Origin of the sequence: Xenorhabdus ishibashii, assembly GCF_002632755.1 — a bacterium.
Lineage (GTDB): Bacteria > Pseudomonadota > Gammaproteobacteria > Enterobacterales > Enterobacteriaceae > Xenorhabdus > Xenorhabdus ishibashii.
In genome coordinates, this window is record NZ_NJAK01000001.1 from 367,525 (window position 1) to 380,143 (window position 12,619).

The window sequence follows — 12,619 nt, forward strand, 5'->3', positions numbered from 1 at the left end:
TGTTAGGGGTATTTTGTGCTAACGGTTTTATCCAGCTCCCGCCATTTTTTGTATAACAGTCACACCCTCTATTATATCCGTATATTCATTGCACTAACAGGAAGCACTCTTATCCCTTGGCTATTAGGGGAAGAACTCAAAATAACAATTCCACTGCTATTGGGCGTCGTTGCGGCAGCATTAACCGACTTGGATGACCGCTTAGTTGGACGATTACGTAACCTCACTATTACCTTAATTTCTTTCTTTGCTGCCTCTGCTTCTATTACTCTGCTGTTTCCCTATCCATGGTTTTTTATGTTAGGTTTGGCGATATCCACTTGTGGCTTTATCTTGCTTGGTGCACTAGGGCAACGTTACGCCACCATCGCTTTTGGTGCGTTATTGATTGCCATTTATACCATGCTTGGTTCGTCAATCTTCCCTGTCTGGTACCAACAGCCTTTATTACTGCTTATTGGCGCAATTTGGTATAATTTGCTGACATTAACAGGCCATTTATTATTTCCTATTCGTCCCTTGCAAGAAAATTTAGCACGCTGTTATCAACAACTTTCAGTATATCTTTATACTAAAACCAGTCTATTTGATCCCGATTCTGAGGCTGAGGAATATAAACAATCTGTATTTGATGTTGCCATGGCAAACAGCGCGTTAGTTGCAACACTCAATCAGGCCAAAAGTTCTTTGTTAAGTCGTTTAAAGGGAGACAGGGGACAACGGGGTACTCGCCATACATTACATTATTATTTTGTAGCACAGGATATCCATGAACGTGCCAGTTCATCCCATATTCAATATCAAAAGCTAAGAGAAGTATTTCGCCATAGTGATATTATGTTCCGTGTCCAGAGATTGCTTTCCATGCAAGCCAGAGCATGTGAGCAGGTTTCACAATCTATTCTTCTGCATAAACAATATCAACATAACCCTCGGTTTGAAAATGCATTCAACTACCTTGAAAGCTCGATTGAGCGTTTAAGAAATCAGCAAGGCACTGATGCTAAGATTATGGCATTTGATAATTTGTTAAAAAACTTACGTGCCATTGATGCTCAATTAACAGGACTCGGTTCGGGTCAATATCTTTTTTCTCAAGATACCGTTCCAAAAGATAAACAAGAAGAAACACAGTTATCGAATGAAGCGTTAACTGGCTGGCGTGATATATGGTTTAGGATCAAAAGTAACTTAACCCCCAAATCTGCTCTATTCCGCCATGCGATTCGCATGTCCATTTTGTTGTGCACTGGTTATGCCATTATTCAGCTATTTGATTTACAGCGCGGATATTGGATCTTATTAACCAGTTTATTTGTCTGCCAGCCAAATTATAGCGCCACTCGTCGCCGTCTGGCTTTACGTGTTATGGGTACACTGGCGGGAATTCTAATTGGCCTGCCCATTCTCTATTTTGTTCCTTCTATTGAAGGTCAATTGGTATTGATTGTTATTTCTGGCATGCTGTTCTTTGCCTTTCGTAATAGCCAATATGCACATGCAACGCTCTTTATTACTTTATTGGTATTACTGAGTTTCAATTTATTAGGCGAAGGATTTGAAGTAGCATTACCAAGAATTATCGATACATTGATAGGTTGTGGTATTGCTTTACTTGCTGTCAGTTTCATCTGGCCAGATTGGAATTTTCGTCAATTACCTCAAGTAATTAGCCGCACAATGGGAGCTAATTGCCGCTATCTTAGTGCGATTTTAACCCAATATCACCAAGGCAAAAGCAATAGTCTGAGTTATCGGGTCGCCCGTCGTGAAGCTCACAATTATGATGCTGAACTGGCATCAGTGATTTCAAATATGGCATCGGAACCCAAAAGTTATCGTATTTCCCAAGAAGCTGCTTTCCGTCTGCTCTGCCTTAATCACACCATGTTAAGTTATATTTCTGCATTGGGTGCTCATCGAGATAAACTTAACGATCCGGCAATTTTAGATATTCTTAATAACGCAATCTGTTATGTTGAATCCACATTAGAACAAGGCCAGATAAATGATGCTATATTGCAAGCCTCGGTAAATAATTTGTTAGAAAAAATTAATCTGATACCTTCTGAAAGTAACAGTAAAGTCCAACTTATACTACAGCAAATAGGATTGCTCATTGAACTATTACCGGAAATTGTTTGTTTAAAAAAACAAATCAGTAAGCAAGAACCACACTAATAAATTATCTCCAGGGGCAACACTGCCCTTGGAAATGAAATGATTGTTTCCCAACAATTTAATAAACACTATTAAAAAACGACCATAAAATAAATTATATAAACATCCCATCAATTTCAATAAAAATTGATACTTACAAATATTAATATCATAAGCATTCGTTTTTGATATTGATTATATGCGAAACTTCTGTAAAGTTTCAAATCTCTAAAAAAACAACAATCAATTATATTTATTTTACCTTTTATTGATAGTAATAATTATCACTTTTGAATCTATAAACAAATGGAAATAATATGGAAGAGACTATTGCCATTGCTAAATACCCTATTGGTCTGGATCCAGAAAAGCTTTTTGTCACCCCTAAACTTAATTATGCATTTATACGCATAAATAATATTTGTAATGCACGTTGCGAATTTTGCGATGTGTGGCAAACCGCTCAGATTGATGCACACAAACAAATAAACATGATTAGACTTTGGCAAGAGTTAGAGGCCCTATCACCACAGGAAGTCAATATTCATGGAGGAGAAGCTTTTTTATCAAAAGATTTTCTGGCTATTCTGGATTGTAACAAAAATACACCAATCTCCATTACAACCAATGGAACTGCTTTATCAAAAAAGATCTTCAATCGTGTACAAAACAAGAGCCATCTTGTCAGAAAATTTTATATCTCAATTGATCATGTAGACCCCCAAAAAAATGGCGAGTCACGAGGCATTCGTTGGTTAACAAACAATCTCTATGATGCTATGGAATATATTAAGCAGGAAATATCCGGCTCTATTATTGTCGTCAACCATGTTGTTACTTCATTAAATTATGACACTATCGATAAATTTCTGCTTAAAATGGCCGAACTGAACGTTGATGGTGTTAATCTTATTCCGATTAAAGATTATCCTTTGCTGTTTTTAAATACTGCTCAAATTAATTTATTTATGCAGAAAATAAATACTCTACTGGAAAGTAAACAGATTTCACGCCATCTATTTATGGATGGCAATTATGAAATTTTCGGCCGTAATAAGGAGGATTATTGCCGCGCTGAAATGGGACATTATAACGCATCTGGCAAAAAAGCATGTGCCATTCCATTGACAACACTATTTATTGATGCCGTAACAGGAAATGTCTACCCTTGCGATACCACGATGTATCGACCAAACCCTGAGCAATATATTATGGGGAATGTCTTGGAAAGTTCATTACACGATATTTGGCATGGTGATAAATTCTCACTCTTCCGTAAAAAAATGTATCCCGTAATCACTTGTAACTGTATTAAAGGCTGTGATCCTGCCAATAGATTAAGGTAAAACCATGTCTCTAGAAATACATATCAATAATCAGGCTAATTTTCATTGCGGGAAGCCGACTATCTTCTGTATGCCAGATATCAAAGATAGTGAACGTTTTGTTCAACTCTGCTATCAATGTCATTTAAATCTTATTCTGTTGATCAAGAAAAAATGGCTGGACTCAACGGATTGCTCTTTAGCATTAGCATATATAGTGGTTGATGATCCGTTAGCTAACCACGCCTGTAAAAAAATAATAGAAGCACTAAAACAGGTCAAAGACACACTATCAATTATCACGGCTCCAATTCACATCGATTATTTTATGGCTTTTTCTGAGCTTCATGTTGAATTGATGGCTACCATCGCAACCCATATTAACCAAGATACCCGCATAATTGATGTCGCCCAATCATTTAGAGATAAGTGGATAATGCGGAAGACTGCCAATGAACATGGGCTATTTTGTCCCAAATTCACGCTAGCATCAGAAATACTAACCTCACCTGAACATTTCGAGGTCTTTACTGAATCCGTTGAGAATTCTGCCAAGCACAAAGGCAACCAGGTTGGTTTTATTGTAAAACCACGTTCATTTTGGGGGTCGATGGGAGTTACCGAGCATCCAAACCGCACTTCCTTGTTTCATGCATTACAGGAACTTGATGCACCTGAAGAGTATCTAGTGGAAGAAAAAATCCAAGGTAAATTACTGCATGTTGATGCAGCAGTATTCCAGCATAAGGTTATCTATCAAGGCATCGGTGCTTACGCCTGTTCATTACTTTCTTCCGATCAACCCAAACCCAGTCATTTTATATGGCATACCATGCTGCCAAATTCTTCTGATAGCCACAGGCTGTTTGAATTTAATCGACGGATATTGCAAGCATTCAATCTCGAATACGGTTTTACTCATACTGAAATCTTCATTGAAGAAAATACCGACAATCTCATACTTTGCGAAACCGCATCACGTCCACCAGGACTCAGACTATTCGATCTTCATGCGCAAGCCTATAGTAAGCATGCCTTTGATGTCTTTATCAATGCATTAATTTCCCCTGCTTTGGTTTGCAAAGAGCTTTCTTTCTCCATAGAGAATGCTGATCTCAATTGCATTGGCATGATCATTTTTAATCCACCGATTGGAGAAGTAAAATCCATAACGCCTATAGAAGAAATTATTGATGAGCATGTGATTGAATGGAAGCAATATGCCAAAACGGGTAGTTATTTTTCCAACACCCATTACACTGAAAACATGGGGTATATTATTTGCTCCGCTAAAAATGAACATGAGTGTTTGAAATATTTAAACAATTACAACTCTAAATTCCATTACACAATCATAAAACAAGATTAATACGATGATAAGATATTTGTTTCTTATTTCTTTATTTATTAATGGTGTTGGATCAAGTATTCTTGCCGTCGGGTACCCCTATATACTATTATCTGAAAATACACCAGCGACATACTATTATGCCAATATGGGAGTCATATTTTTATTCACATCCATTGGCGCTTTGTTATGGGGCTATAAAATTGATTACTCAACAAATATTTGGAGCTTCCGTATTGTTATATTATTGATTGAAATTTTTAGCACATTGTTATTATTAATATTGTTATTGAGCAAAATAACATTTTCTCCCATTATGTTGCTTTTGTTTATTTCATTATTGGAATTTCTTTTTGCCTATGAAATTCCATGGTCTCGTGTTGCCTGGCATGAACTTAATGACTGGACAGAGCAACAAGGTGGTAAGCATTTGAATGTCTCTCTCTATATTGTTATTGCTACATCGCTTATTTCAGCTCTTGGCCCTGGATTTGGTGCCTTACTGGGAATTACTCAAGGAATAGATACGATTGTGACTATCAAGCTATTCTCTCTGCTGCCTTATTTTTATGTCTGCTATCTTATGATAAAAATGAAAATAAAACGTACAGCAGAGCAAAAATCTCAGTTATCCGTTGGGTTACGTTCTGTGTTTCAACAAAGTTATTATAAGATATTTGCCATTGCTATTGTCTTCACCATTTTTGCCAATGCGTTTTTGATGGTGGCACTCCCTGTTGTTGTTATGCAAAGTTTGGCGAATGAAAGTTATGGATTGGTCACCCTGTTCTATTTACTTAGTGCCCTAATACCCATTTTCTTTACAACATTACTCAATAAAACCAGCGTTGATAATCGTATCCAACGTTATCCCATTTCAATATTTATTGGTCTGTTTATATTTGGCATTCTGTTTTTTCAGCTACAAATTTTTTATGCTAAATCCTTTTTCTATTTACTCTATAACATTGCAATAATGTATTTCAATATCTTAATTACCAAGACCATTTATCAAAAGGGACTGGAAATGCAACAAGGTCGTCTATTTTCTTTATTTCAGATCACAATGAATTTTTCATTCCCAATAGCTGCAATCACCGTATCTATTGCTCCTGGCTCCACACAATCTTTTTTACCTGTGGGCGGTTTCTCCATACTTTTACTGATTGCAATAGCTGTTTATTTAATAATTCAAATGAATAAAGTACCTGCTCCGGTTCATCATTGGCACAGGTGATATTAATAAAAATATTGATTATTAGGATTATACTATGTCATATCTTAGACCTTATCTCGGTAATACCAAGATTGCTGATAATATACAATACCACTTGCAAACCGTTCTTGATAATAAAGCGGTGTTTAGATATGCCACAGAGAGCCAATATTGCTGTCAGGCAGAAAGGCTGTTACAAAATATTCTGCATACCCAACATGCCATCCTACTGACAAATGGTACCGTCGCGCTCAAAGCGGCTTTGCTTGGACTTAGACCCAAAATAGGGCAATGGGTACTCATTCCTTCCATTTCATTTATTGCTACTGCTAATGCCGTGCTCAGTTGCGGATTAATCCCTGTTCTCGTTGATGTCGATGGCAATGGCATGATGTGTCCAAAGGAATTAAACAAGACGTTAAATCAAATGGATACCAAACCTCTGGCAGTCATTGCCGTTCATTTGGAAGGCACTGCTGCTTCAATTGCTGAAATCGCCCAAATTTGCCAACAACATAATGTGTACCTGATTGAAGACTGTGCACAAGCGATGGGGGTAAAATATCAAAATCAGCCTGTGGGCACATTTGGCGAATATGGTTGTTTCAGTTTTCAGGCCAATAAATTAATCAGTAGTGGTGAGGGCGGTTTACTGATTGCCAAAAGTAATTCTCTGTTCACCAATGCCTGCATGATGACTGACCACGGTGCTGAGCGTACAGCAGAAGGCTATCCAGATTGGAGCAATAGTATTGGTTTTGGTGACAATAATAAATTCAATGAAATACAAGCTGCATTACTGATTAACCAACTGGAAAATATTGAACAGTTTCGTGCCTTATTAATAGAGCGTTATCAGACAATCCTGCAACATTTACCCATAGATTGGATCACCCCACGTCCGGAGGGTACGATACCCGTTTCTGTCTGGTTAAAACGCAGCAAATTGCCCAAAGAACGCTTCAATTCAACACTACTATATGATTGGCAAGCCTGGGATCTGGCTAACCATCCGATTATAAAAAATCAGCTTTCTCCCTACTCTGACCATTTCCCTTGGGCTCTGCAGGACAGTCCATTCCCTGCATCAGCATTAGAAAAACATAAAGTCATCGTGAGTGACCGCATTTGCCTGCCTGTACCTATTGATAATACGACTTACGAAAATGTTTTACAGTGGGCTATGGAAGGGAACCTATCATGATATTAGACAAGGACTTTTTCACTCAACTCAGCGGGAAAGATCAGCCTGTTCAATATGTGTTGGGAGGCTCTTGTATCTGTTATGCAAAAGGTGTACCTGCCCGACTTTCACTACAAGATTTGATCGATTCTGTGTTGCCAGCAATTATCGCTTCACAGCACAATGCCCCTGTTTATCTCTATTTTCAATCCCATGAAGCAATTATGATGGCCGACTTGCTGCATTTTGATCCTCAACAAGCTAACCACAAAACAATGAGAGAATGGTTAGAAGCCGGCATTGTTTATACTTTGGAGCAGCTTAACATCCCTTTACCCCCAATCTATTGGGTGGATACCTGCGAAGATAAGATCCGCCAACATATTGATCAATTGGTTCCCCACATCAAGACAGTGTTGCCAACCTCGATGTTATATGGTCTCTACGCCAAAAAACCGGATGCTACTTATCCGCAGGGAACAGATGAAGAACAGATGATGTTGGATGTGTATTACCGCAACATTACCCTTTATACCCCCGAATTCCTCAGCACAGCACTTGAAATTCCTCCAGAGCAAGCGCAGTTTGTGGAAAATACCACGCAACAAAAAGCAATCCAGATTTACTATCATGCTATTGGACAGCATTGCAATATATTGCTTTACACCCCGCCACCAAACACACAAGGTAAGGAAATGTGTTTGGGCAATAGCAATCATAAAATCGAGTTACGTCTTACCGCAAAACAGATTCTGCATCGTGCCGCTAAAATTGGTCATGACGATTATTATCAGACCATCTTTAATCAACATTCTATTGTAGATATCATGCGAGGCTGGCAATTAAAGGTATTAGGCAATGAAGCATAAAACTGTTGTTGTCATTAGAGGAACACCGGCAAGTGGTAAATCCACCACATGCAACCGCTTGAAAGAGGTCATGCTGGCGCAGGGGCTGACCGTCTCCTATTTACCATGGGATACTTTTCATCATTTTGTTGAACCAAGAACACCCCTTACGCCAAAAATCATCATGGAAGATACCTTGCGGTTGTTAAAGGTTGCTGATGATTGCCTTGATGCGGGCAGTGACTTGATCATTCTGGATGGCGTATTCATTTATCCTGAAGAAATTGACGCTATCCATTCCCTATTTACGCGAAAAGGTGTTCGAATTCTGCATTATCGGCTCGTTGCGCAGGAACCAACACTAATTGTCCGTAATCAGGAGCGAGCTATAGAAGATCGTTTGCCAGCCTCCCGTATCAGAGAAGTCGCCCAGGATAGTTTATGGGATTACAATGTACCTCATGAAACTTTGCTTGATAGTGCGAAATATTCTCCAGACAGTATTGTCGCACTGATAAGCCAGGCAATTATGCAACAATCTGCACCAATAGCTCTTTTTACCAATCCAACCACTTCTCATTTATGGCGTTTAGGAACAGCATTACGTTACCCTGAATTCCGGCGTTTTGAGTATGTTGATCTGGTTTGGCAAAAAGGTCAGCAACAGTGGCAAAGCAATACTTTCTTCGATTTCACTTTTACGGCCCAAGAAGAAAAAGCATTACTCTCTTTTTTAAAGCTGCAACCTGTTTTATTTAAGTATCTGAACGCAAAATCCCACGCCTATTTCTACCTGCATGATTTAGCACAACAACAGGGTTTACAATGTCATGAAGAGAGCAAATGGTCAGCCCCTATTGTCAACGTACCTCCTCAAACAACAGTCGCTGACTTTTTGATCCAGCATTCAACACGATTAAAACGCAGTCTTAAGAAAGCACGCACTCACCATACCGTCACACGTTACAGTACATCGAGTCAAACAGAGCAATTGTGGCAAGATGCGCTATATATAGACGCAAAAGGCTGGAAAACCATTCAACAGAGTGATATGCGCAGCCTGAGCCGTGAGGATCTCCAATATCTCCCTGGCCTATTATCCAAAAGTAACCAATATCATCTGGCAGTCACTTATGACGATAACGGCACTCCTGGTGCCTGGTCATTGATGATAAATAACGGTGCGGGTCAATGGTATGCCGCTAAATGGGGTTGTAGCTATCTGGGTAGAGAGAAATTAATGGGAATCAATTGCCTGATTAGTCATCTGGAAACGCTCTATTGCCCTTATACTGGCCTTCAACTTGATCTATGGGGCAGAGAAAATGAATTCTATGACCAGTTAGCCAATGAATATATTGAGCGTCTTCATCTCAGGATCACACCATGATATTTCACCGCAATCTACTCTCTTTACAAGGTATACCGTCTCAGCAAGATATCATGAATTATGGCTGTTCAGTACGAGATTTTTTCCGCGAAGATCTACAAACTGTAGCGACTCAGGGCTATTGCCTGATGCCAGAGTGGATATGTCAAAGCATGGTTGAATCTGTTTACGCAGCCAATTGGCAACCACTTTTCTATCCTGTTTTACCGCCAAAGCAAGCCAGCATGATTTTGCAAGCGGATATCCAGGCTACGATGGCAATGCTAAATTCTCTTCCACAACCATGTGCCATACTTCTCGCTCATCCTTTGGGTTATATCGATCCAGGCTGCATGGAGTTTTTGCGAGAAATACAAAACAATCCCAATATTCATGTATTTCTGGATCTTTCTCAGGGTTATGGAAAGAAAGATTGTTTACAGGAGATCCTGCATGTTCATGCCGCTTATTATTCTTTCAACGGCAATAAACTTATCCGTACTGGTGGGGCATTGCGCCTTCGCCTAACAAACAGAGAGCATATTCCCTCTTCTGTCAGAAATATTTTTTCTACTTTTTATACCGCAGCCGAAGAAAAATTCGCGGCATTAAGAGAGCACCTACAATCTCATTTTATTGAAGATGATATCCACAATGTCTCACTGTACGCTTCTTACCAATCAAGCCCCTATCGTACCGTATTAAATTGGGGGAAATGTTCTCCCTCCCTGCAAAAATTACTTAAACATCAGGGAATGGTTCAGCCGTTACTTGCCAAACCTCGACAAGAAAAAGAGCATGCCAGTTTAAATTATCATCAATGGTGTGAAAAAGTTATGTTGATGTTTAATTCATCAAGAGTTGAATGGAGTCAGTAAAATGTTAGAACTCAAACAAGTTACCCCTCAATCTCCCTTGTGGAATTCATTTCTTCATCTTTATGGAGAATATTTTCAACGCCATTGGCCAGAAGTCTTTGGGGATCAGTCAGAAGAGGCTATTGCAAAGGAAAACCATACTATCCTTGAACAACGCATCCTACAAGGTGACAGGGGGCTGTTTTTGTTGCTAGCTGCCAAACAATTAGTGGGATTAGCCAATGTGTATCTTGAACGAGAAGAAAAAGTGACCCTGAATATTGCTGAATTTTATATCAGGGATGAATACCAGCGCCAGAAGCTGGGTTATGGGTTATGGCATGCCATGTTGCAATGGGGACGTCGCCACGGTGCCACACATGTTCATTTGGAGACAGATGCAGGAAAAAATGCCAACTTTTTTTGGCAATCTCATGGACTTTCAAGCAGCCATCAAGCAGATGGACGCATACACTACAATGGCCCCATCCCCCCCTTAAAGATACTGTGGATCAGACATGGGAAAATTACCCCGCTTGACCATTTAGATTACTGTCCTGAAGATAATGTGATCGCCCTTGATGCCACTTCAATCAAACAGGCTGAAGAAATTGGTAGACGAATATTAGGGAAACTTCCGTGGCAAAATGTTTATACCTCACCTCAACGACGGGCACTTGAAACTGCCAAAGCCCTCAGCTCAGCATATAAATCTTGTTCAATACAAGAGACTGATGCACTTTGTGAATTCTTTCCAGAAGAGCTTATTGGTATGAAACTTGCGGATATTCCGCATCATTATGGTGAAGATTATGCTTATCGGTTACTGTATACCCCCCTTGATTCTCCTTTCAAAGATTCAGAACAGGTGATGGATGCGGCTGATAGAATCCATCGTTTTATTATGCAAATTGGCGATGAGCTATCAACATCTTCTATGCGGATTATTATCTCCCATCAAAATTTGCACAATATTTTCTTAGCTCATTTAATGACAAATAATCTCAATCTTTCTGGACGATTACATCTTAATAACCTCCATGGTAGTACTTTTTTATATTGTCCTTATACCAAACAATTTGATATAGAAAATGTAAATATTCCTTTATGAGAGAACAATATGTTAAAAAATATTCCATATATTATTTTTGACGCAGACCCATTCTGTTTTGGTCCAATATCCACCACGTTAAATGTGGTGGAAAAATTAAAGCACCGAAATAAATTAACACCGGACACTAAATTTATTTTATTAGGCACACTGACTTCTTCTCAATTAGGTCAAAAATCTGGCCTGTTTGATGAGGTTTATGAATGTGATACCACTTCAGTTACAGAACTATCACGCTATTCTGAGCTTATTTCTGGTGCAAGTTTGTATATCATTAATACTAATCTTAACTCGATTGAGTTCGTTTCAAATTTTAATACAGCAATTATCTATATCGACACTCTATTTTGGATGTGGGATAATCTTCATGTTGATCTGCACAAAATTGAAAAGACATTTATTCAAGACTTTCATGGAATAGAACGCAATATTGAACGACTCTATGATAAGCTTGGTCATTATCAGGTTATTCCACCAATTCTTCACAATTCTCTACAACAATGCATGATGGATGATCACCCTCCAGAAGGTATATTAATTACTCTTGGTGGCATTGATACAGTCTACGCTGATACAACAGATTTTTATTATCATTTCCTCGAAGAGTTATTGTCTATTCCCTATCTGCAAAATGAAACCAACATTACTATTGCAGGCGGGGGTAAAACTATCGTAAATTTGGCAGAAATATTTGCCAAGACACATCCTCATATCCATATTGGCTGTTTTTCAAGGCATGATTTCCTGCAAAAATTACACCGTGCTCGTAAGGTTTTAGCCAATCCGGGTCTGACAACATTTTATGAATGTGTCGCTCTCAATAAAGATGTTTTTTTCTTACCACCCCAAAACTATAGTCAACAATTACAATTAGAGGTGTATTTACAAAATTATTATAGTCATGAATACGGTTTATTATGGCAACCAGAATATGGTTACCCTGATATCCCTCCATATCTACCAGAGAAAGAGGGGTTAGCATTAATTAAAAAATGCAATAACTTATTTATTAATAACCCTAAAGAAAGAAAACGCGCCATGAATAAGATAAGTCAATTTCTTGAAAAAGAAAAAAACAACACTAATTTCTGTCATGATATTTTTCAAAATAATTCAGATGATATCATTGCTGATTATATTGAAAATAGATTATCCAATCAAAAATTGTAATACATAACATAACCATAAGTTAGATATAACAC

At 38.5% G+C, this 12,619-nt stretch carries 10 protein-coding genes; all 10 read left to right on the forward strand.

From position 1 onward, the window contains the following. The first annotated feature begins 15 nt into the window (after positions 1-15). The 10 genes from yccS to Xish_RS01875 all read left to right on the forward strand — a co-directional run bounded on the left by yccS (position 16) and on the right by Xish_RS01875 (position 12,587). Entirely contained in the window at positions 16-2,181 is a 2,166-nt protein-coding gene (yccS, locus tag Xish_RS01830) for a YccS family putative transporter (RefSeq protein ID WP_099116446.1), read from the forward strand. Positions 2,182-2,477: 296 nt separating this feature from the next. Next, entirely contained in the window at positions 2,478-3,506 is a 1,029-nt protein-coding gene (locus Xish_RS01835) for a radical SAM protein (RefSeq protein ID WP_099116447.1), read from the forward strand. A 4-nt stretch (positions 3,507-3,510) separates the two neighbouring features. Further along, entirely contained in the window at positions 3,511-4,854 is a 1,344-nt protein-coding gene (locus Xish_RS01840) for an ATP-grasp domain-containing protein (protein ID WP_099116448.1), read from the forward strand. A gap of 4 nt (positions 4,855-4,858) precedes the next feature. After that, positions 4,859-6,070: an MFS transporter gene (locus Xish_RS01845; protein WP_099116449.1), complete on the forward strand. Its 1,212-nt coding sequence runs from the start codon at positions 4,859-4,861 to the stop codon at positions 6,068-6,070. 34 nt (positions 6,071-6,104) lie between these two features. Beyond that, positions 6,105-7,253: a DegT/DnrJ/EryC1/StrS family aminotransferase gene (locus Xish_RS01850; protein WP_099116450.1), complete on the forward strand. Its 1,149-nt coding sequence runs from the start codon at positions 6,105-6,107 to the stop codon at positions 7,251-7,253. Next, positions 7,250-8,101 carry a hypothetical protein gene (locus Xish_RS01855; protein ID WP_099116451.1) on the forward strand — a complete coding sequence of 284 codons (852 nt, stop codon included), beginning with the start codon at positions 7,250-7,252 and terminating at the stop codon, positions 8,099-8,101. The genes Xish_RS01850 and Xish_RS01855 overlap by 4 nt, the downstream gene beginning before the upstream one ends. Beyond that, positions 8,091-9,470 carry an AAA family ATPase gene (locus tag Xish_RS01860; protein WP_099116452.1) on the forward strand — a complete coding sequence of 460 codons (1,380 nt, stop codon included), beginning with the start codon at positions 8,091-8,093 and terminating at the stop codon, positions 9,468-9,470. The genes Xish_RS01855 and Xish_RS01860 overlap by 11 nt, the downstream gene beginning before the upstream one ends. Further along, the gene (locus tag Xish_RS01865; protein WP_099116453.1) at positions 9,467-10,327 is read left to right on the forward strand and encodes a hypothetical protein; all 861 of its coding nucleotides are present in this window, start codon (positions 9,467-9,469) and stop codon (positions 10,325-10,327) included. Before Xish_RS01860 ends, Xish_RS01865 begins: the two co-directional genes overlap by 4 nt. 1 nt (position 10,328) lies before the next feature. Continuing rightward, positions 10,329-11,417, forward strand: coding sequence for a GNAT family N-acetyltransferase (locus tag Xish_RS01870; protein ID WP_099116454.1), 1,089 nt, complete (start codon positions 10,329-10,331; stop codon positions 11,415-11,417). A 9-nt stretch (positions 11,418-11,426) separates the two neighbouring features. Then, positions 11,427-12,587 carry a hypothetical protein gene (locus Xish_RS01875; protein ID WP_099116455.1) on the forward strand — a complete coding sequence of 387 codons (1,161 nt, stop codon included), beginning with the start codon at positions 11,427-11,429 and terminating at the stop codon, positions 12,585-12,587. Positions 12,588-12,619: the final 32 nt, after the last annotated feature.